This window comes from Collinsella sp. WCA1-178-WT-3 (M1), assembly GCF_009696325.1.
In the GTDB taxonomy this organism is placed as follows: domain Bacteria; phylum Actinomycetota; class Coriobacteriia; order Coriobacteriales; family Coriobacteriaceae; genus Collinsella.
Genome location: NZ_VUME01000003.1, coordinates 111,823 through 132,226, shown reverse-complemented (window position 1 = coordinate 132,226; position 20,404 = coordinate 111,823). Strand labels below are relative to the sequence as shown.

Here is a 20,404-nt window from a genome sequence, read left to right as displayed (position 1 = left end):
GGAAACGTTGCATGGACCAGGACAAGACGACTGTGATGGGTGGCTACGGCTCCCCGCGGACGGGCAATGGCGCCGATGAGACCCGCGTCGTGCCGAATCCCGGCTACGCTGCCCCCGATACGACGCAGGTGTCGGCCGGTCCCACGCGCGTTGTGAATTACGGAAACGCGGCGCAGGACCCGCATGGTGTCTCATCGCAGAACCCCTACGGCAACGCGGCGGTAGACCCTTATGATGACCTGCTGCAAAATCCCATTCCGCAGCCCCAGCAGACGACATATATGCCGCGCACGGCACAGCCGCGCTACGAGTCGCACGACCGATACGCGCGCGAGCCGTATCGTGAGTATCCCAAGTCCATCCCCCAGTATGGCGAGGACGAGGAGAAGAAGCCTTCGCGTTCGTCGAGCGTGATCAAGAAGATTCTTATCGTGCTGGCGATCTTCTTTGCCTTGTCGGTTGTGTTTGCCATCGTGTCGGGCATGCTCAACAAGCGGGGCGCCACGACTGATACCATGGCCGAGCAGACCGAGACTGCCCAGTCCGGCACCGTCGACCTGAGCGATATCCCGGGTCAGTACTGGTCAAACGCCAAGAAGCTCCTCAAGTCGCGCGGGGCCGATCTTTCGAATGCCGTGATTCTGACCGACGACGGCTCGACGCCCGTCGTCGATGCCAACTGGGTCGTCACATCTGCCTACTACAACGGTGACGGCAACCTTGAGATTCAGCTCACGCGCAAGGACAGCTCGTCGAGCAACGCGTCCGGCGACCAGGGCACCACGGACAGCTCGAGCTCCAACACGCTGGAGGACCTGAGCAACAAGGCGCAGGAGCTTGGGGATAAGGCCCAAGAGCTGGGCGACACAGCCCAGAACCTCGGTGATACTGCACAGAACCTGGGTGATATGGCAACGAACGCCTGGGATGCCCTGCAAAATGGCATTTCGGGCGCGCAGGGAAACTAGCGGTCGAGCGGAGCGGGGCTACAACTGCTCGGCCGGACGGTCGGGCGAGCTAAAACCCGAGTCAAACGTGACAACGCATGATGCATCGGGCCTGCGCTCGTGCACGATATGCGTTACGCGCTCCAACAGCTCGTCGTCGGAGATGCGAAAGCCGTCGGGACGCACCAGGTCAAATGACACAAAGCCATCGTGCTCGTGCAGGTCATGGATGGAGAGCGCGGGATCGATCTGCATGACGCCACGCTTGACCCAGCTGCGCAGGTCGTCGCCGGTGGTGGCGATGGGGTCGCAGTGCAGCGTGATGTCGATGCCCATCTGGCGTTTAATATCGTGTTCGATGGTGTCCAGGATCTCGTGGTGCTCAAAGGCATCGCCCTCGCCGGGCATTTCCACGTGTGCGCTGGCAAACTGACGGCCGGGGCCGTAGTCGTGCACCATGAGGTCGTGTGTGCCCAAGACCTGGGGGTACGACATGATCCTGTCGCGGATTTCCTGGACGAGCTTGGGGTCGGGCGCTTGTCCCAACAGCGGGCTGATGGCGTCGCGCACCAGGCCCATGCCGCTGATGCAGATGAAGATGCCCACACCCAGGCCTGCCCAGCCATCGAGGTCAAAGCCGGTCGTCTGCGAAATAAGCGCCGCCGCCAAGACCGAGCCCGAGGCGATGACGTCGTTTTTGGAGTCCTGCGCCGTGGCGATGAGCGTCTCCGAGTCGATGCGGTCGCCCAGCGCGCGGTTGAATGCGGCCATCCATAATTTGACGAGCATGGACAAGACGAGGGCGGCTAGGGAGACCAGCGTGTAGGCGGTGGGGGAGGGCTTGATGATCTTGGTAATGGACTCGAGCACCAGGTTGATGCCGACGGCACAAACGAGGACGGCGACAAACAAGCCGGCGAGATATTCGTAACGGCCGTGGCCATAGGGGTGGCCTTCGTCTGCCGGGCGGCTGGCAAGGCGGAACCCGAGCAAGCTCACAATGTTGCTCGAGGCGTCGGAGAGGTTGTTAAAGGCATCGGCGATGAGCGAGACAGAGCCGGCGAGCAGACCCGCGATGCCCTTGGCCAGGCACAGGGTAATGTTGAGGCCAATGCAGATGAGGCTTGCGGCAAAGCCCGCGTTGGTGCGACAAGATGCATCGACCGGCTCGCCCTCGCTGCCAGGAACAAGTGTATGTACCAGCCGATTTACAAATAGCATGGCGGACCTCCTCGCATCCTCGTTTAAGGGGATAGTGTAGCTCGCATGGGCACGCCGTGCGCCGATGCTCAGAAAATGCAGCAATGGTCTGCTGGAGCTAACGATCGGGGCTTCTTGTCCGACCGGGTGCTCCATTTTGGGCCACATGGGTATGGGCTTGTGCCTGCCTGCCCGACATACTTAATGTCGACAGCCCCTGCGTAAAGGAGGACGTATCCATGGACGAGATGTTTGCCATCAAATGCCAAAACTGCGGCGGCCCCATGTACTCACACCAGGTTAAACGCAGCTTTGAGTGCGCCTATTGCGGCACGGTCGTTCCGTGGCAGGCCGATGCGGGGGAGCCCAGGAGCGCCCTGGGCATTCGCCATGCGCCGCTGACGGTTGTCGATGGGCTGCTTAAGCTCACCCATGTGTCGCAGCTCGAGCGCCCGGTGGACCCCGACTGGTATTTCTTTCATGCGCACTGGCGCAACCAGTCGGTTCTGGAGCATCTACTGTGGGAGGACCGCGGCACGGCGCAGGAGTTCCAAGAGGCTACGCATGTGAGCATCCCGTGCCCCTTCTGTGGCGCATCCTTCGAAGGCGAGTCCACGCAGCGCGTGTTTGAGTGCCCGTCCTGCGGCAATAAGATCGGCGTTGCAGACCTACTCAAGCCCGGTACCTTTAGCAAGCGCCTGACCATGGGCGTTGGTGCGGAGTATGTACCTGAGCAGGGTATTCCTTGCGAAATCTCGCCGCAGCAGGCACGTGCCAACGCGCTGCAGCTGGTGCGCCAGTATGCGGAAGCCTTTGCCGGTCACGACGTGGAAGATGCGATCCAAAACGACATGATGCTCTTCTACTTTCCCATGGCGCTCGCGGATTTGCGCATGATGGCGTCCTTCCCGGGCAAGGGGCTGAGTAAGGAGACCTTGGTGTACTACGAGGTGCTCGACTGGGCATATCCGCGGGCAAACTACCTGGACGTTCGTCTTATGGGCATTTTGGAGCCGTGGGACTTTGCCAAGGTGGGGCCGTTCGATCCTGCCATGCAGGAAGGTGACTTTCGCGTTGTTTCCGTCGATGCATCTACCAAGGACCAGGTGGTCATTGATAAGCTGGCGCTCGACGTTGCCGGCAACGATGCCGAGGCGGTGCTGGGGCTCAATAAAAAGAGTATCCGCACGTGGGCGCGCAAGGCCCGCAAGCATAAGGACGGCCTGGTGATGGTGCCGGTCTACTTTGTCGACCGTCCCTCGTCGGACAGCCGCGATGGCGAGCAGGTGCGCATTGCCGTAAACGGCCAAACGGGCCGCGCGGCCGCGGTAGTGTTTAGCGATAAGCGCGAGACGCATGTGGTGGCACCGCTCAATCCCAACGTGATGCTGTCGAGCGAAAGCACCGTGCACGCCACGCCCATCGAGGTCAAATACGTTAAATCGCCGTTTCTGTACCAGATCGTGCGCCATGGAGGCGGCGGGCAACCGCGTCAGGTGGCAGCGGTGGCCGAGGGCTCCTACCGAGAGGAAAAGCCCAAACGTCGCGGCCTGCTGGGTGCGCTATTTGGGAAGTAGGGAGCGGTGCCGGTTAGTCTTATGACGCGATAGCCAGGGGCACGGGGCGGCTCGCAGGGGTGCGGGCCGCTCCGTTTTTGTGCGGCGACAGGACCCGCAGGCACTCCATTAAACACTCACGCTCATAGCGCGAACGTTGAGCAACATTACGTTTGCCGATAGCTATTAAAAAATGTCCGTTCGCGGTAGTAGCATCAAAAAAGAGGGGTCCCGAATGGAACCCCTCTGGCAAGTCAAATTGTCCCCTACGGGACGCCTTCCAAGGAAGGCATTTTTGGCAAAGCCGTATTTTGACTCGCAGTGTCGATGTAACTGGTAATCGACAAGGCAACTGTAACACAGCGCGGAAGGGCTGGTCGACATGAATTTAAGAAACTACTCTGGCGACTACAATATCGGCCTCGACATGGGAACCGGTTCCGTTGGTTGGGCGGTGACCGATGCCCAGGGCAAGCTTCTGCATTTTAAGAAACAGCCGACGTGGGGCAGTCGTTTGTTCGATAGCGCGCAGCCGGCGTCCGAGGCGCGCGTTCATCGTGGACAGCGTCGCCGTTACGTGCGCCGCCGCTGGCGCCTCGACTTGCTGCAAAAGCTGTTCGAGCCTGCGATGAGCGAGGCCGATCCGGGCTTTTTCATGCGACTTAACCAGTCGCGGACCATTGAGGGCGATCCGATCTTTACCAAGGACTTCACGAAGGCCGATTACTACGATCGCTTCCCGACCATCTATCATCTGCGCACTTACCTTATGGACACCGATGAGCAGGCCGATCTTCGATTGGTGTATCTCGCAATCCATAACATCGTTAAGCATCGCGGTAACTTCTTGCGCCAGGGGGAGAAGCTGACGGCAAAGACGGCAAAGACATCCGATGCCCTTAAGAATCTCAATGGCGCTCTGAAGGCATGGTGTGAATCGAGAGAATATGAGTTCGCGAAGCTTGATGAACTCTCTGTAGCGAAGATCTTGGCTGATGAGCGATCTTCTCGTTCGCAAAAGGCGAAAGACATTCAGGCGCTTGTTAAAATGGATACTGCGGATGCGGCTGCGAACAAAAAGCTGGCGAAGGGTTTGTCGAGCGCTGTCGTCGGTCTCCAATGCGAGTTCAAAGATGTGTTTGGCGAGTTTGAGTGCGAGGCAACTAAGCTCGCGCTTTCGGATGACGAGAAGCTAGAAGCGCTGCAGGCCGCATGTCCCGATGACTGCGTCGAGCTTCTTGAGTCCGTTTGCGGTGTTTACTCTGCTTACGTGCTGCAGGGGCTTTTGTCCTATGCTGAGGGCCAGACAATCTCGGTCAACATGATCGAAAAATATAATTGTTACGCGAATGATCTTGATCGACTCAAGACTTTGGTCCACGAATATGCTCCCGGCTCATATGAGTCTTTCTTCCGCGGCGCAACCTATCACGATTCGAACAGCGATGATCCCTCGCGCGACTACGATGTCTCTAAGGCACAGGGTTACACCGCATATGACCTGCATAAACTGTCCTATGATGACTTCGCTAAATCCGTAAAGAAGCTCTTTGCGGGAACGGGTGCGGAGACGGATGAGCGCTATATTGCCATGATGGACGCATTCGACAAACAGCGCTTTTTGCGTCGCCTTAAGACGAGTGATAACGGTGCCATCTACTATCAGCTGCATCTTGAGGAGCTGCAGGCCATTCTCAAAAACCAGGGCCGCTTCTATCCGTTCCTCAAGGACGATGCAGCGAAGATCGAGAGCCTGGTCACGTTCCGTATCCCGTACTATGTGGGACCGCTGACGCCTAAAAATGCTGCCCAGGACAAACACGGCAACCATCGATTCCAATGGTCCGAGCGTAAGCCCGGCATGGAAGATGCGACGATTACGCCTTGGAACTGGGATACCGTAATCGATAAGAACAAGAGCGCCGAGAACTTTATCATGCGCATGACTGGTGATTGCACGTATCTTGCTGGCGAGAAGGTACTTCCCAAGCAGTCTCTGCTCTATGAGGAGTTCTGCGTTCTGAATGAACTCAATGGTGTTCGCTGGTCCGAAGATGGTGACGATTGGCAGCGCCTGGATGCCGCGCAGCGCGAAGGCATTGTCCATGAGCTTTTCCATAAAAAACGTCGCGTTACCTACAAGATGATTGCCGACTGGCTGGTAAAAGAGGGCGACGCGACAAATCCGGTTGTCCGCGGTGGCCAGGGTGAGAGCGGCCTTGAATCAAAGATGGGCTCGTACATCTTCTTTGCCAAGGATATCTTTGGCGTGGACGAGTTGAGCCGCGCCGAGTATCCGGTTATCGAAAAGATCATTCTTTGGAACACGTTGTTCGAGGACCGCTCGATCCTTAAGGAAAAACTGCAGGATGAGTTTGGCCCCAGTGGCAACGGAATGCTCGATGCCGAGCAGATTAAAAAGATCTGCAAAAAGCGCCTGACTGGTTGGGGGCGTCTGTCGGAGAAGTTCCTGACGGGCATTAGGATTGATACGCAAGCCGGTCGCTCTATGAGCATCATGGACGTGCTGCGAGAGGGAAACCCCAGCTCTGAGCGTCGCCTGGGCGAGACTATGGTGATGATGGAGATTCTCCACGACAACACACTGGGCTTCCAGGAAAAAGTGGATGAACACAATCGAAAATACTATGCCGAACACGAGAAGTCTCTAGGCGTAAATGAGCTTCCCGGATCCCCGGCGATTCGTCGCAGCTTGAATCAGGCGATTCGCATTGTTGACGAAATCGCAAAGATTGCGGGGCACGCGCCGGCTAACGTTTTTGTTGAGGTGACTCGCGACGAGGACGAAAAGAAGAAGGGCAAGCGGACCACGAAGCGCTGGGACGTCATCGAGGACGCGCTCAAGGCGTTTAAGGCCGAGGGCGGCGACCTGGCTGTTATGGACGATTTCAAGGAGCTCAAGGCAGCTAATGTGGACCTTGACGAGCGCTTGACCCTCTATCTGATGCAAAACGGAAAATGCCTGTATTCCGGCCGCGCTATCGATCTCAATAAACTTATGGCGGGCTCGGGCGAGTATGAGGTCGACCATATCATTCCGCGTGCCTACATTAAGGACGACAGTCTCGAAAACAAGGCGCTGGTGTATCGCGAGGAAAATCAGCACAAGACCGACCAGCTTTTGATTGATAAGAGCATTCGCTGGAAGATGGGCGAAACGTGGAAGCAGCTGCACCAAGCGAAGCTCATTGGCGATAAAAAGTATCGCAACCTGCTGCGTTCTTCCATAAACGAGAACGCTATGAAGGGCTTTGTCGCGCGTCAGCTCGTGGAGACGAGCCAGATGGTTAAGATGGCGCAGGCGTTGCTTGAGGCGCGTTATGCCGACGAGGGAACTAAGATCGTTCCCGTTAAGGCGAGCGTGTCACACAACCTCCGTGAGGCGGCCGGCTTGGTCAAATGCCGCGAAGCCAACGATTTCCATCATGCTCATGATGCCTATCTGGCATGCCGCTTGGGGCTGTTTATTCAGATGCGCCACCCCGGAATGTATGAGAACCCCATTGGCTACTCGCATGTGATTAAGAAATACGTGCGCGAGCAGTCCGAGCTGTTTAAGAAAACCCATCGCATGCCTGGATCTGCCGGATTTGTCGTCAATAGTTTTATGACTGCGGGTTTTGACCCCGAGACGGGTGAGGTCTTTGACGATGCCTGGACCGAGGACGACGAAGTCAAACGTTATAGGGGAAAGTATCTTCCGGACGGCTGGAACGCAGCGGCAGAGGTCGAGGGCATTCGCCGTGCGCTCAACTACCGCCAGTGCTACATCTCGAGGATGCCGCAGGAGGATACGGGCGCGTTCTGGAAGGCAACGATTTACTCACCGCGTGATCCCAAGATGGGCGCAAAGCTTGAGCTGTCGACCAAGCAGGGGCTCGATGCTAAGCAATACGGTGGTTTTTCGAGCCAGCAGTTTGCGTATTTCTTTATCTATGAGGCCAAAAAGAAAGGTAAGCCGGTGTTCCGGTTCTCTCAGGTTCCCGTGTGGCTTGCGGCGCGCATCGAGGGCGACTCGGCAGCGCTTGGCGAGTATGCGAGGGGACTTGCGGAGAAGGAGGGCCTAGAGTACGTCGGTATCACGAGGTCGAAGATCTACAAGAAACAGCTGATTGAGGTGGATGGAGACCGTTTGATTATTACTGGCGCAAAGGAGGTCAGATCGGGTTCTCAACTGGCGTTTTCGCAGGATGAGATGCTACTGTTAAATATGTCGAAAACGGATGAAAAGCCAAGCATTCTTCCTTTGCTTGAGGGGTTGGTGAACAAGATTGGTTACGCTGCTGATGCAACTTGTGGAAAGTTGTCCAGGCAGCTTAAGCTCTCTCGGCTGTCTTCCGTGTCGGTGCTCGATGAATCGCAGCAGCGTGAGCTTACGTTTGGCCTAATTCGTATCGAAAACGGTACGGATCGAGTTGTAGACCTCTCTGGAATTGGCGGGCCTGCAAAGGCGGGCGCTATGGTGACGGACATATCAAAACTAATCAACGACCCAGCAATTCCATTCTTTATCGTTGACCAGTCTGTAACGGGCATGTTCGAGAGAAGGACCCGTGTCGGGCTTTAGGAATATCGTCATTTCCAGCCCTTGCAAACTGCAATACAAGGGCGGCTACATGGTTGTCCGTCGCGAGGACGACACGGCGAAGGTCCACCTTTCGGAGATTTCGTCGGTCGTCCTCCAGACCAACCAGGTGTTCATAAGCGCTTATCTGCTCTCGGAGCTTGCCAAGGCAAAGGTTGCGTTTGTCGTTTCTGACGAGAAGTGCGACCCTATTGGGCAATATTTACCACTATACGGAGCACATAACACCAGCAAGCGTATTGCGGAGCAGCTTGAGTGGGGCGAGCCGATCAAAAAGCGCGTATGGCAACGAATCGTGCGCGACAAAATCAAGCATCAGTCTGATGTGCTCCACGCCCGTGCGCGTGAGGAACAGGGCGAGACGCTCAAGAGCATTGTTGCCGAGGTGCGCTCGGGTGATACGACGAATCGCGAAGGACATGCAGCCCGGCTGTATTTCAGCTCTCTGTTTGGTTCGTCCTTCTCGAGGGATGATGACATACCCTTGAACGCTGCTCTCAATTACGGGTATGCGATTTTGCTGTCGAGTGTCAATCGCGAGATTGCGGCGCGCGGATACCTTACGCAAGTGGGGATTTGTCACAGAAATGAGTTTAACCAGTTCAACTTGAGCTGCGATTTTATGGAGCCGTTTAGGCCTCTTGTCGACCGCATTGTGTTCGATAACTTTGACGGCGAGTTCTCTAAGGAGACAAAGCTGCTTTTGGTCGACATGCTCAATCAGGGAATTGCATATCGAGGCGGCACATATCGCGTGGGCTCCGTAATTTCTCTGTATATTGCCGACTGCCTCAAGGCTCTTGACCGGAAGCTGTCGGTAGATGAGATCGAGTCGTTTGAGGTCGTATGAGTGCCGGGGAAAGGATCAGATATATGAGGCTTGTTGTCTTCTTTGATTTGCCCGTCGATACTCCTGCGCAGAGAAAAGACTACCGGGTGTTCCGCAAGTTTCTTCTTAAAGATGGCTATCTTATGCTCCAGGAATCCGTGTATGCAAAGCTTGTTGTTAATGATGGGGCGGCGGGAAGCGCAGTGCAAAGACTCAGGAAGCATCGCCCGCCAGCTGGCCTTGTACAGGTTTTGCGCGTGACCGAATCTCAGTTTTCGACCATGGAGTACATTACGGGTAACCGCGAGGCTCATGAGGAGATAGACACGATGGAGGAGCTTCTGGTTTTATGAGGCTCGTATTTGCGGGACTTGAGAACTCGTTGGAGCTAACAGCAGGGGAGACATCGGTTTTGCAAGTCGAGAACTCGGCTCTGTTCGCGCGGATTGTAGCTTCTTTGCAAAACGGATTGGGACGACAGGCAATGGAGCCTTATTCCCTTTGGAAAGACGATGAGGAGATTAAGCCCGGCAACGCTCTGATGGTGGTACCTGATGCACTGAATCTTCCATGGGATGACCGTGCGTTTATGACCGCAATCACCAAGAAGGTTGAGCGCGAGTTTCTAGAAGACGAAGATCTGCGTATGCAGGTGGAAGAGGCCGAGCGTGCAATAAAGCTGCGTTTAGGCGGATTGAACCTTGGCTTTAATGCCGATTTGGGGTTTGGGTTAGAATGGGATTTGAAGCGCTACCTCAAGTTTTTAGGATTTGGCGCAGCGCCTCAAGAAGATAAATCGTTCCTTGATAATCTGCTGAATTTCCTTTCATTTGCTCTTGACGCTGGCTGTAGAAAGACAATCGTATTTGTAAATCTCAAAACTTTTTTGACGGAAAATGAGCTGCAAACGCTCTATGACCACGTGTTTTTCCTTAAGTTGAGTCTGTTGCTCCTGGAGAATAAAAAAGATACCATGTCTTACGGACATGAACATAAACTAACGGTTGACCTGCAGTTTTTAGAGCATTGAAAGAACCGACCGGTTAGATTGAACGTCCCGTCGCAGTAGGGAATTTGCTCCAATGGTTTTGGAGCAGTGTCGATCTAACTGGTAATCAAACCGGCTCTAGGAGGTGAAGCATGGAAGAGATGTTTTGGAGCAGTGTCGATCTAACTGGTAATCAAACCTTTGTTTTACGGTTGTTTGCTACTATTTGGTTTTGGAGCAGTGTCGATCTAACTGGTAATCAAACCGTGGCTAATGGAGGAAGCATGGCTACTGGTTTTGGAGCAGTGTCGATCTAACTGGTAATCAAACGCGCCTCTGCTAGCGCCGCGATAGGTGTTAGTTTTGGAGCAGTGTCGATCTAACTGGTAATCAAACTCAACGACGCCGACAGGGCCGGCGACCACGTTTTGGAGCAGTGTCGATCTAACTGGTAATCAAACCTTTTGTCACAAGCTTGTAGTTATGCTGTAGTTTTGGAGCAGTGTCGATCTAACTGGTAATCAAACTTTTTAATGCCGTGAAAACCGTCATTGAGAGTTTTGGAGCAGTGTCGATCTAACTGGTAATCAAACCAGCTTCCGTATACGATTAAATCCGAAGCTGTTTTGGAGCAGTGTCGATCTAACTGGTAATCAAACAATCGCTCTTATGTGACCAACACGGCAGCGGTTTTGGAGCAGTGTCGATCTAACTGGTAATCAAACTTTCTTGTTCTCCTTTACGTATTCCTCGGGTTTTGGAGCAGTGTCGATCTAACTGGTAATCAAACGCACTACTGCTGCACGCCGCAGACTAAGTGTTTTGGAGCAGTGTCGATCTAACTGGTAATCAAACCCTGACGACGCGGCCAATGCTCCCGCTCGTGTTTTGGAGCAGTGTCGATCTAACTGGTAATCAAACGTAATGGGAGTGGAGCTTGAGGACGATTCCGTTTTGGAGCAGTGTCGATCTAACTGGTAATCAAACCCTCTTCTGTCTATCTAGAACAGCTCTATGGTTTTGGAGCAGTGTCGATCTAACTGGTAATCAAACAACGAGTCTCTCGTTCGTCTCGTTCGCATGTTTTGGAGCAGTGTCGATCTAACTGGTAATCAAACTATATCCCTTCTCTTGGGCTTTACTTTACTGTTTTGGAGCAGTGTCGATCTAACTGGTAATCAAACGCGGAGATTCGGCAGCTGAACAAGCAGCTCGTTTTGGAGCAGTGTCGATCTAACTGGTAATCAAACTATCTTGCGGGCTGTTCTTCAACATGGAAAGTTTTGGAGCAGTGTCGATCTAACTGGTAATCAAACGCACTCCACTACCTGACCCATAAGGCGCTTGGTTTTGGAGCAGTGTCGATCTAACTGGTAATCAAACCTATATGAGGTTCTAGACAGACAGGAGGGGGTTTTGGAGCAGTGTCGATCTAACTGGTAATCAAACCAACTGTTTTACTATATAGCCAAGGCAGAGTTTTGGAGCAGTGTCGATCTAACTGGTAATCAAACCCGCAAGGCAATGGAGAACATTCGCAAGGAGTTTTGGAGCAGTGTCGATCTAACTGGTAATCAAACGATAGAACCATCCCTAACGGCCGTGAGCGTGTTTTGGAGCAGTGTCGATCTAACTGGTAATCAAACGCGGTTTCAGTGAATCCGACAAGCACGCCAGTTTTGGAGCAGTGTCGATCTAACTGGTAATCAAACCAAGGAGTGCGCCGTGTACCAGGCACGCCCGTTTTGGAGCAGTGTCGATCTAACTGGTAATCAAACGAGCTGTCCCAAGCGCAGGATGCAGTGCTGTTTTGGAGCAGTGTCGATCTAACTGGTAATCAAACGCGTGCAACCGCTATACCGACACGGTGGCCGTTTTGGAGCAGTGTCGATCTAACTGGTAATCAAACCGTGAAAATCAACCTCTGGTACATTGTTTGGTTTTGGAGCAGTGTCGATCTAACTGGTAATCAAACCTCGTATCCAAACAACTGAGACAGTTGTCTGTTTTGGAGCAGTGTCGATCTAACTGGTAATCAAACCTCGTATCCAAACAACTGAGACAGTTGTCTGTTTTGGAGCAGTGTCGATCTAACTGGTAATCAAACAGTGTAATAAAATACTAAACGTTAACAACTTGTTTTGGAGCAGTGTCGATCTAACTGGTAATCAAACTGTGTACGGAAAGATTGTCGGTTGTCTACGGTTTTGGAGCAGTGTCGATCTAACTGGTAATCAAACTTACTACAACTCTATTGCCTGTGGTACTAAGTTTTGGAGCAGTGTCGATCTAACTGGTAATCAAACTGCAATATCAATCAGATGGTCATATGTATGTTTTGGAGCAGTGTCGATCTAACTGGTAATCAAACGCGGCGCGACAGGGTTTTTCAGGTTTTCGTTTTGGAGCAGTGTCGATCTAACTGGTAATCAAACGCATATGCCTACAACTATACCCGCGAGGGTGTTTTGGAGCAGTGTCGATCTAACTGGTAATCAAACTGCTGACTATTCTGATGTTGAAGAGATTCGTTTTGGAGCAGTGTCGATCTAACTGGTAATCAAACTGCTACACAAAACGCCGGGCACGGGCCACGGTTTTGGAGCAGTGTCGATCTAACTGGTAATCAAACGAACGGTTAGACTGTAGCCATTCGCAAACGGTTTTGGAGCAGTGTCGATCTAACTGGTAATCAAACGATAGTGAACGTATCGGCTGCAAACTTATGTTTTGGAGCAGTGTCGATCTAACTGGTAATCAAACTCTTCGTCCTCGTCCTCGTCCTCAGGGAAGTTTTGGAGCAGTGTCGATCTAACTGGTAATCAAACACGCCCGCAACGACATGCGCGGCAGGTTCTGTTTTGGAGCAGTGTCGATCTAACTGGTAATCAAACAGGAGAAAACAATAATGAGCGTGACAAACCGTTTTGGAGCAGTGTCGATCTAACTGGTAATCAAACTACCGCCTTCTTGTTTTGGTTGAATCGAACGGTTTTGGAGCAGTGTCGATCTAACTGGTAATCAAACCCTTGACTAAGGTCATTGTCACGAACTTTAGTTTTGGAGCAGTGTCGATCTAACTGGTAATCAAACGCAATTGAACCCTCTCCCCTTCAGTTCATGTTTTGGAGCAGTGTCGATCTAACTGGTAATCAAACAGTTGTCGTCCAGCATCGCAAACCAAATCAGTTTTGGAGCAGTGTCGATCTAACTGGTAATCAAACGTGCTTTACCAGAGAAAGCCATTGAACGTCGTTTTGGAGCAGTGTCGATCTAACTGGTAATCAAACCCGTCCATCCAAACCAAGCCCCCCAAGTCGTTTTGGAGCAGTGTCGATCTAACTGGTAATCAAACGCCAACGGTACGCTATAGGAGGGCATACCAGTTTTGGAGCAGTGTCGATCTAACTGGTAATCAAACGGTGATGACGAGGAAGTCGAGATGTGGATTGTTTTGGAGCAGTGTCGATCTAACTGGTAATCAAACCCCTTATTACAAAACGTAATAAGGGTAGGTGTTTTGGAGCAGTGTCGATCTAACTGGTAATCAAACTAAGCACCTTACCCTAGTAAGTATCCACACGTTTTGGAGCAGTGTCGATCTAACTGGTAATCAAACACGAGATGCACGATAACTTTATCGGCACCGGTTTTGGAGCAGTGTCGATCTAACTGGTAATCAAACGAGCTTGTATCCCAGCTCGTCCACAAGTGCGTTTTGGAGCAGTGTCGATCTAACTGGTAATCAAACTAACCGCATATCGACTACAATGTTTCACGGTTTTGGAGCAGTGTCGATCTAACTGGTAATCAAACATTTTAAATTGCCGCCTTTTTGCTGTTGCGCGTTTTGGAGCAGTGTCGATCTAACTGGTAATCAAACCTTTGCCTACGGATACTACATGGCCTACGGTTTTGGAGCAGTGTCGATCTAACTGGTAATCAAACAAGTTCACTATCGTTATTTGCACAAACGGGTTTTGGAGCAGTGTCGATCTAACTGGTAATCAAACATGCCGACAGGCCAAAGTTGACGAATGAATGTTTTGGAGCAGTGTCGATCTAACTGGTAATCAAACGCGCACAAATGCTACTAGCGCAATTTACAAGTTTTGGAGCAGTGTCGATCTAACTGGTAATCAAACAAAGTCACCTGGGGTCCGCTTCCGTATGCAGTTTTGGAGCAGTGTCGATCTAACTGGTAATCAAACTGAACTAATGCAAGATTATTATCCGAGTGAGTTTTGGAGCAGTGTCGATCTAACTGGTAATCAAACTGCTCACGGCAAGCGCCGTCTCCCTGTCCTGTTTTGGAGCAGTGTCGATCTAACTGGTAATCAAACCGATGATGAGGATACCTGCGCTGCTAAGTAGTTTTGGAGCAGTGTCGATCTAACTGGTAATCAAACACCGCCGCCGCTCGAAGCTCACCGCGAGCGGTTTTGGAGCAGTGTCGATCTAACTGGTAATCAAACCCCTTATTACAAAACGTAATAAGGGTAGGTGTTTTGGAGCAGTGTCGATCTAACTGGTAATCAAACACCGGGTTCCCGGTATGGACGTATTACTTGGTTTTGGAGCAGTGTCGATCTAACTGATAATCAAACGGAATGGGACGAGTTCTTCGAGTATTGCCGTTTTGGAGCAGTGTCGATCTAACTGGTAATCAAACGTGTTTAGTTGAAGCCCACACAGCTCACCAGTTTTGGAGCAGTGTCGATCTAACTGGTAATCAAACTCGATAAGGGAACCCGAGAAGAGAAAGGTGTTTTGGAGCAGTGTCGATCTAACTGGTAATCAAACAGGGCCTCGCGGAGACGCTGAAGGGCCTCCGTTTTGGAGCAGTGTCGATCTAACTGGTAATCAAACCGAGAACATACTTACCGACGTTATCGAGCTGTTTTGGAGCAGTGTCGATCTAACTGGTAATCAAACACAACAGTTTTTGTATCTGTATCAATGATAGTTTTGGAGCAGTGCCGATCTAACTGGTAATCAAACGGGAAGGTGTTCCCCGTATTCTGATGTTTGTTTTGGAGCAGTGTCGATCTAACTGGTAATCAAACCGAGGCATTGGCTCAAGCAATTCATCGACCGTTTTGGAGCAGTGTCGATCTAACTGGTAATCAAACGGTCAAGCTAAAACCACGCCTTATACGCGCGTTTTGGAGCAGTGTCGATCTAACTGGTAATCAAACCTTATAGGGCCATTACAGGGCCGCACACGCGTTTTGGAGCAGTGTCGATCTAACTGGTAATCAAACGCCCACGCCCGCGCCACTGGCAAGCAGGGGTTTTGGAGCAGTGTCGATCTAACTGGTAATCAAACCTAAGCTCGGAGCAAACTTCGATGCGGTTGTTTTGGAGCAGTGTCGATCTAACTGGTAATCAAACTGTGCAATAAAAACGTGGGGGTATCAGTGGTTTTGGAGCAGTGTCGATCTAACTGGTAATCAAACTGCCTGGGGGAATCTCCAGTCAGCGGCTTCGTTTTGGAGCAGTGTCGATCTAACTGGTAATCAAACCGCTTCGAGCGGGCATGCCCCGTCAACTGAGTTTTGGAGCAGTGTCGATCTAACTGGTAATCAAACTCGATAAGGGAACCCGAGAAGAGAAAGGTGTTTTGGAGCAGTGTCGATCTAACTGGTAATCAAACTTGGCCTTGAATGCGTCCAACTACTTCTTGTGGTCGTCCGCCTTGCCCGCAGCCTCCTTGAACTCGTCACTCTGCGTCGTGAGCGCGTTCGCACTCTCGGCATGCTCCTCGATGATCTGGTCGATCTTCTCGTCCTCGATGCCCATTGCCTTGAGCATCTTTCGCGTCAGTGCCACGCTTTCTCCTTTTCCTCGGATGAACCGGGGGCGCCAGCATTTCGTCGCGGCCTCCCCGTGCGGCAGTCCGTCGCCGCGGCGACATCGTCAGGCGCGCGTAACGCGGCCCTAGCCCCCGAGATGCTTCTGCATGATGGCGCGGTATGTCGATGCGTGGTCCTTTGCCGCCGGCTTGAGGTAGGGCTGCGGCTTCTGGTGCCTCGTTCCCAGTTCGACATATGGCGCGTACTCGACGTTCGTGCCGATGTACACGGCCTTCTCGTCCGGCAGCGTGACGTGCGTGATGCTGTTGCGCAGGCGGCCGGTGTCGACCGGGCAGGAGCGCTTGGCGTAGCCCTCGGCGACGAGGCCTATCTCCTCGAGGGCCGTGGCGAGCGCCTGGTCGATGGCCTCCGCGATGGCCTCGAGGTTGTCCTCGCGCACCTCGACGAGCCCGGAGATGTCGGAGGCGGTCAGGCCCTTGGCGCTGCCGCGCGTGAAGCCCTTGGCGCCCATGCCCTCCGTTACGGCGCCGTTTCGGTCGGTCCACGTGTCGTTCTTGGCGCTCCACTTCTCATTGCCGACCTTTCGCGGTGCGGCCATCAGTCAAGCACCTCGCACCCGTAGCCGACGCGGCCGGACACGTCGGCCTCGCACGCCTCGACGGCCTGCACGGGCTCGCCGTGGCTGCCCATGGTGCAGCCGTCGCCCGGTCCCACCTCGTCGCCTCGCACGGTGCATATCAGCACGTCGGGCTGGGTGAAGCCGAAGCCGAGCCTGATGGCGCAGTCGGAGCATCTCTTGCATTCGGTTATGGGGTTCATGGGGTCCTCCCTCGTTCGGGAGGATGGTCACGCCGCGGTCACGCGGCATGAAAAAGCCCCGCCGTGGCGGGGCCTCACAGTCAGATGAACGGGGCTATGTCCTTTGCATCCTTGAGGAACTTCCTCACCTTGGCCATGAAGGAGTTGTCGGTCAGGTACTCGATGCCGCGGGGCGTGATGCAGGCGCCGTCGAGGCCATAGACGCGGTCGAACGTGTTGTCGACCTCGACCCTAACCGCTCCCGAGATGAATCCGTAGTCGAGCAGGCTGCACAGGATGTAGTGCCAGTACCGCTCGTTCGCACCTGCGGCGAGGGCAATCTCGTCGAGCCTCTTGGGGTCGACGTCCTCCCCGCCCTTCAAGCACGTATAGAGGTACAGGAGGATGCGGTAGACGATCACGTGGTAGTCGTTCTTAGCCATTGACGCTCCTGACGCCGTGCTCGAGTTCCCAGTCGATGTCGCGTTTCCATGCCTCTTCCCACGTTTTCGGCGGGTTTTCTCGCTCGTCATCGAGAAGGGCCTCGAGAGCTTCATCAGAAATACCCGCCAACTTAACGGACACGGGCCGGTCGTCGACGCCGAAGGAGCTGTAGTCTATAGCTTTTCCCATTTGATGCCATGGCTCCTTTCGTAGGCCCTCATCACTTCGATGATCGCGTCGTATTCATCCAGCCCCATTTTAACCTTCTCGGAAACCTTCTTGTCGAATGACTTGCCGAGAAAGGGCACTTCTCCCACCTTGTAGTAGTAGACCTCTCCGTTGTGCAGGGCGACCAGCCCGCAGCCGTATCCGTTGTATCCCGCTGACGCGAAATCGCTCCCGGTTGGCGGTATGTTCGTCGGATGGTTGTGTACAGATATGAGATCACCGCGGGGGTGGCTGGAAATCGCCCTCTCGACTTCGGCGTTTCTCGCCGTCTCGAACGGCACTGTGCCGGAGGTGCTCCTCGCGACAACCTTCCCGCTCGACCTGGAGACCAGCACGAGGTCTTCGAGCTCGCTGCCCGAGCGATGGGTCAGCATGGCGACAGCGGACTCATGTAGCGACTTGACGGCATCCCTCGGCATATCCAGCTTCGAGAACTTCGCGGCATAGCCGTCCGACTTCACGATGTCCATGTCGACCTTCGAGCCACGGGCCGAATGCCGCTTCGAGGTGATGCCCCTCTCCGTCGCCATCGCCTCGTCAAGCACATTCTGCTGGTCGCCGGCGCTCATCTTGCGGAACGAGCCAGGTGGGATGCCGCGCTCTCTGTTTTGGAGTAGTGTCGATCCAGCTGGTAATCCGGCCCTGCTGCGCGTCACCATGGCGACCTACAAGCCGGGGCCCCCGGCTTCGAGGACGACCAAGACGCGGAGCTCGTGGAGGGAGTGAGGCCGGAGGAGCTGCTCGACCTGTGGGCTCAGTTCAAGGATATCGACGAGGACGAAAGCCTGACGAGAGTCGAGAAGGACGCGGCGAAGCGTGCCGTGCTCGGTTCGCCTGGGCCTCCAGTCGTGTACAAGAAGCCGAAAGAGACCTTCGCGCACGAGCGCGGCGGCTCCTACGACCTCGCGGCGCACGAGGCGCTTCGGGCAGCCGGTCACGAGGTCGTCGTCCGCAAGGAGGACGCGCCGGAGGGCTTTTCCAATATCGACCTGCTGCTCGACGGCAGGCTATGCGAGCTGAAGAGCCCGACAAGCGATGTGTCTGGCATCAACGGGCTTAGGTTCATCGAGCGCAATATAAGAAAGGCAGTGTGGCAGTTCGAAAAGGTGGAAGGTGGGCCGGTGAGGCCCTCTATCGTCGTGCTTAACTGCGAGGAAGTCCCTGTGACAAGGGAGGATGCGCTGAAGCGCGTGCGGCTCGAGATGTCGAGGCATGACATCGACCGCGTTATCTTGTTGACCAGGGGCGGGGCCATAGACGACATAAAGAAATAAGCCCCAGGTTAGCTATCCAGCACGCCCGGGGCTTTTCAAATCAGATTATACACACCTGGCTAGCACAATGGCAGTGCGGCGGTCTCCAAAACCGCTTACCGGGGTTCGATTCCTCGGCCAGGTGCCATCGGGGCGTGGCGGAACGGTAGACGCGCGTGCCTCAGGAGCACGTGGGGATCGCCCGTGCGGGTTCGAGTTCCGCCGCCCCGACCAAAACGTTGAACCAGGCCATCCGCACGGGTGGCCTTTTTCATGCCTAAAAGCGCCCCGCACGGGGCAAGACGATGCCCCGCACGGGGCGGAAATGGAGGGAGTGTGGCCCAGGAGACCACGCCCACCGAGACCAAGCCGACCGAACCTGCACAGGGCGGAGAGACCGGTCAAGAGCCCGACTACAAGGCGCTCTACGAGAACGCGCTGAAGGAGTCGCGCAAAGACCCCCGCACCCGCACGCAACATCGACCTCTCCACCATGCCTCCTGGCCTGTTTCTGTTGCCGACGCGCCCTAAAACAGGCAGTTCTCAATCAGCTCTTTACCGCGCAGGGTGTCGACCCATTCCTGCGGGATGGCCTCGATACCGTAGGCCGTGCCGGCGAGGGCGCCTGCGACGGCTGCGGTGGTGTCGGTGTCGTCGCCCAGGTTGACGGCGGCAAGCACGCAGTCTTCGTAGCTGCTGGTGTTGACGAAGCACCAGGTGGCTGCCTTAAGCGTGTCGCGCACGAAGCCGCCGGATCTGATTTCGTGCTCGGGAGCGCTTTTCAGCTGCAGCGCCCACGAGGGGAGTGCGCCGCTCAGCACGTCTCTCATCAGCTCAACAAATATGATGCATGACTCAGTTGACGTTCTGTGAGCGTGCGTTATCGCGGAGACCTCGCAGATCTCTTCGTCCGTCGCGTCGACAAACGCCAGGGGCGCGATGCGCATGAGCGAACCGTTGCCGTTGTCGCGCTCGCCGGAGCCTCCTTTGCCGGTACGCAAGGCGCGGGCGGTCGTGCCGCCGTAATCGAAAACGCCGTCGATCGTATACTCGCCACGGGCAATCCAGCCTACGAACTTGTCGCGCATGTCTGCGGTGTCGATATGCCCGAGCTCCCTAATCGAGTCACAGGTAGCAAGCGTCATAGATGTGTCGTCGCTCCAGGTGCCGGCGGGTTGCCCATGCGTGCCGTAGCCGATCATGTCCATGCATTCGAACGTGCCGCGGGGCCTGAACTCGTAGGGAACGCCCAGCGCGTCGCCAACGGCAAGTCCGTAGATGCAGTCGCGCAGTGTTGTTTTCGGTCTGTCTGTCATGGAAAACTCCTCTTACACTTCGGATTGGAGATGCGTGGCAATTAGCGGCAATATGTCCAGCTCGATTCGCGACGCAGTACGTAGCGAATCGAGAGAACTCAATGGTCAATATGTCAAAATGGTATGCATAGACGTCTCTTTACACGGCAACAGGCATTTCTTTCGGGCGTCCTGCCTTTGGGGCGTCGGCGAGTCGTGCCTCGATGGAAGCTTTGGACACCATGCGCTTGGTGCCGTCCTTCCAAGAATCCAACCATGTAAGACCTCCTCCGATGCCGGCGATTTGAGGAACATCCTAAGAGCTCACCAAGTGCATCAAACATCTTTATTGGCTCTAGTCTAAAGCCTCGTGCGGACACGATTTTGGTGCTCTGCGCACGACCGCGAAGAGGGTTTGCGGTGACTAAAATGTGGCCATAGAGA

General features: G+C 54.3%; 16 protein-coding genes, 2 tRNA genes and 1 CRISPR repeat array. Of the genes, 10 read left to right on the top strand and 8 right to left on the bottom strand.

Annotated elements, in window-relative coordinates; translation table 11 throughout:
* Positions 1–11 precede the first annotated feature (11 nt).
* Positions 12–968 carry a hypothetical protein gene (locus FYJ40_RS03155; RefSeq protein ID WP_154515890.1) on the top strand — a complete coding sequence of 319 codons (957 nt, stop codon included), beginning with the start codon at positions 12–14 and terminating at the stop codon, positions 966–968.
* Between the two features lie 18 nt (positions 969–986).
* On the opposite strand, the gene FYJ40_RS03150 is transcribed toward FYJ40_RS03155, so the two are convergent.
* The gene (locus FYJ40_RS03150) at positions 987–2,168 is read right to left on the bottom strand and encodes a cation diffusion facilitator family transporter (RefSeq protein ID WP_154515887.1); all 1,182 of its coding nucleotides are present in this window, start codon (positions 2,166–2,168) and stop codon (positions 987–989) included.
* A 218-nt stretch (positions 2,169–2,386) separates the two neighbouring features.
* On the opposite strand from FYJ40_RS03150, the gene FYJ40_RS03145 reads away from it, so the two are divergent.
* The 5 genes from FYJ40_RS03145 to csn2 all read left to right on the top strand — a co-directional run bounded on the left by FYJ40_RS03145 (position 2,387) and on the right by csn2 (position 10,168).
* Positions 2,387–3,724 (top strand): hypothetical protein, encoded by a 1,338-nt coding sequence (locus tag FYJ40_RS03145; protein WP_154515884.1) that lies wholly within the window; start codon positions 2,387–2,389, stop codon positions 3,722–3,724.
* Positions 3,725–4,085: 361 nt separating this feature from the next.
* Complete coding sequence (cas9, locus tag FYJ40_RS03140) at positions 4,086–8,291, top strand: type II CRISPR RNA-guided endonuclease Cas9 (protein WP_154515881.1); 4,206 nt, start codon at positions 4,086–4,088, stop codon at positions 8,289–8,291.
* Complete coding sequence (gene cas1 / locus FYJ40_RS03135) at positions 8,278–9,159, top strand: type II CRISPR-associated endonuclease Cas1 (RefSeq protein WP_370450582.1); 882 nt, start codon at positions 8,278–8,280, stop codon at positions 9,157–9,159. The genes cas9 and cas1 overlap by 14 nt, the downstream gene beginning before the upstream one ends.
* Positions 9,160–9,182: 23 nt before the next feature.
* Positions 9,183–9,491 (top strand): CRISPR-associated endonuclease Cas2, encoded by a 309-nt coding sequence (cas2, locus tag FYJ40_RS03130; RefSeq protein ID WP_154515878.1) that lies wholly within the window; start codon positions 9,183–9,185, stop codon positions 9,489–9,491.
* The gene (gene csn2, locus FYJ40_RS03125; protein WP_154515875.1) at positions 9,488–10,168 is read left to right on the top strand and encodes a type II-A CRISPR-associated protein Csn2; all 681 of its coding nucleotides are present in this window, start codon (positions 9,488–9,490) and stop codon (positions 10,166–10,168) included. Before cas2 ends, csn2 begins: the two co-directional genes overlap by 4 nt.
* 55 nt (positions 10,169–10,223) lie before the next feature.
* Positions 10,224–15,783: direct repeats of the CRISPR family, unit length 36 nt; unit sequence GTTTTGGAGCAGTGTCGATCTAACTGGTAATCAAAC.
* A gap of 19 nt (positions 15,784–15,802) precedes the next feature.
* On the opposite strand, the gene FYJ40_RS03120 is transcribed toward csn2, so the two are convergent.
* The 6 genes from FYJ40_RS03120 to FYJ40_RS03100 all read right to left on the bottom strand — a co-directional run bounded on the left by FYJ40_RS03120 (position 15,803) and on the right by FYJ40_RS03100 (position 18,071).
* The gene (locus FYJ40_RS03120) at positions 15,803–15,958 is read right to left on the bottom strand and encodes a hypothetical protein (protein WP_154515872.1); all 156 of its coding nucleotides are present in this window, start codon (positions 15,956–15,958) and stop codon (positions 15,803–15,805) included.
* A 108-nt stretch (positions 15,959–16,066) separates the two neighbouring features.
* On the bottom strand, positions 16,067–16,540 hold the full coding sequence (locus tag FYJ40_RS03115) for an HK97-gp10 family putative phage morphogenesis protein (protein ID WP_154515869.1): 474 nt from the start codon (positions 16,538–16,540) through the stop codon (positions 16,067–16,069).
* The gene (locus FYJ40_RS03110; RefSeq protein ID WP_154515866.1) at positions 16,540–16,761 is read right to left on the bottom strand and encodes a hypothetical protein; all 222 of its coding nucleotides are present in this window, start codon (positions 16,759–16,761) and stop codon (positions 16,540–16,542) included. The genes FYJ40_RS03115 and FYJ40_RS03110 overlap by 1 nt, the downstream gene beginning before the upstream one ends.
* 80 nt (positions 16,762–16,841) lie before the next feature.
* On the bottom strand, positions 16,842–17,183 hold the full coding sequence (locus FYJ40_RS03105; RefSeq protein ID WP_195838541.1) for a YjcQ family protein: 342 nt from the start codon (positions 17,181–17,183) through the stop codon (positions 16,842–16,844).
* Complete coding sequence (locus tag FYJ40_RS08925) at positions 17,176–17,373, bottom strand: hypothetical protein (RefSeq protein ID WP_195838540.1); 198 nt, start codon at positions 17,371–17,373, stop codon at positions 17,176–17,178. Before FYJ40_RS08925 ends, FYJ40_RS03105 begins: the two co-directional genes overlap by 8 nt.
* The gene (locus FYJ40_RS03100) at positions 17,358–18,071 is read right to left on the bottom strand and encodes a hypothetical protein (RefSeq protein ID WP_154515860.1); all 714 of its coding nucleotides are present in this window, start codon (positions 18,069–18,071) and stop codon (positions 17,358–17,360) included. Before FYJ40_RS03100 ends, FYJ40_RS08925 begins: the two co-directional genes overlap by 16 nt.
* A gap of 54 nt (positions 18,072–18,125) precedes the next feature.
* Here FYJ40_RS03100 and FYJ40_RS03095 point away from each other — a divergent pair, with 54 nt between their 5' ends.
* From FYJ40_RS03095 to FYJ40_RS03080, 4 genes are all read left to right on the top strand, one after another.
* Positions 18,126–18,686 carry a hypothetical protein gene (locus FYJ40_RS03095; protein ID WP_154515857.1) on the top strand — a complete coding sequence of 187 codons (561 nt, stop codon included), beginning with the start codon at positions 18,126–18,128 and terminating at the stop codon, positions 18,684–18,686.
* A 53-nt stretch (positions 18,687–18,739) separates the two neighbouring features.
* Positions 18,740–18,813: transfer RNA gene (locus FYJ40_RS03090), tRNA-Trp, on the top strand.
* Position 18,814: 1 nt separating this feature from the next.
* A tRNA-Leu gene (locus tag FYJ40_RS03085) sits at positions 18,815–18,899 on the top strand.
* Positions 18,900–19,001: 102 nt separating this feature from the next.
* The gene (locus FYJ40_RS03080) at positions 19,002–19,196 is read left to right on the top strand and encodes a hypothetical protein (protein ID WP_154515854.1); all 195 of its coding nucleotides are present in this window, start codon (positions 19,002–19,004) and stop codon (positions 19,194–19,196) included.
* On the opposite strand, the gene FYJ40_RS03075 is transcribed toward FYJ40_RS03080, so the two are convergent.
* The gene (locus FYJ40_RS03075; protein ID WP_154515851.1) at positions 19,193–19,981 is read right to left on the bottom strand and encodes an ADP-ribosylglycohydrolase family protein; all 789 of its coding nucleotides are present in this window, start codon (positions 19,979–19,981) and stop codon (positions 19,193–19,195) included. The genes FYJ40_RS03080 and FYJ40_RS03075 overlap by 4 nt on opposite strands.
* Between the last annotated feature and the right edge of the window lie 423 nt (positions 19,982–20,404).

Bases quoted from the DNA above. Each gene is read 5' to 3' on its own strand.
- FYJ40_RS03155 (WP_154515890.1), top strand. From the start codon at position 12: ATGGACCAGGACAAGACGACTGTGATGGGTGGCTACGGCTCCCCGCGG.
- FYJ40_RS03150 (WP_154515887.1), bottom strand. From the start codon at position 2,168: ATGCTATTTGTAAATCGGCTGGTACATACACTTGTTCCTGGCAGCGAG.
- FYJ40_RS03145 (WP_154515884.1), top strand. From the start codon at position 2,387: ATGGACGAGATGTTTGCCATCAAATGCCAAAACTGCGGCGGCCCCATG.
- cas9 (WP_154515881.1), top strand. From the start codon at position 4,086: ATGAATTTAAGAAACTACTCTGGCGACTACAATATCGGCCTCGACATG.
- cas2 (WP_154515878.1), top strand. From the start codon at position 9,183: ATGAGGCTTGTTGTCTTCTTTGATTTGCCCGTCGATACTCCTGCGCAG.
- csn2 (WP_154515875.1), top strand. From the start codon at position 9,488: ATGAGGCTCGTATTTGCGGGACTTGAGAACTCGTTGGAGCTAACAGCA.
- FYJ40_RS03115 (WP_154515869.1), bottom strand. From the start codon at position 16,540: ATGGCCGCACCGCGAAAGGTCGGCAATGAGAAGTGGAGCGCCAAGAAC.
- FYJ40_RS03110 (WP_154515866.1), bottom strand. From the start codon at position 16,761: ATGAACCCCATAACCGAATGCAAGAGATGCTCCGACTGCGCCATCAGG.
- FYJ40_RS03105 (WP_195838541.1), bottom strand. From the start codon at position 17,183: ATGGCTAAGAACGACTACCACGTGATCGTCTACCGCATCCTCCTGTAC.
- FYJ40_RS08925 (WP_195838540.1), bottom strand. From the start codon at position 17,373: ATGGGAAAAGCTATAGACTACAGCTCCTTCGGCGTCGACGACCGGCCC.
- FYJ40_RS03100 (WP_154515860.1), bottom strand. From the start codon at position 18,071: ATGGTGACGCGCAGCAGGGCCGGATTACCAGCTGGATCGACACTACTC.
- FYJ40_RS03075 (WP_154515851.1), bottom strand. From the start codon at position 19,981: ATGACAGACAGACCGAAAACAACACTGCGCGACTGCATCTACGGACTT.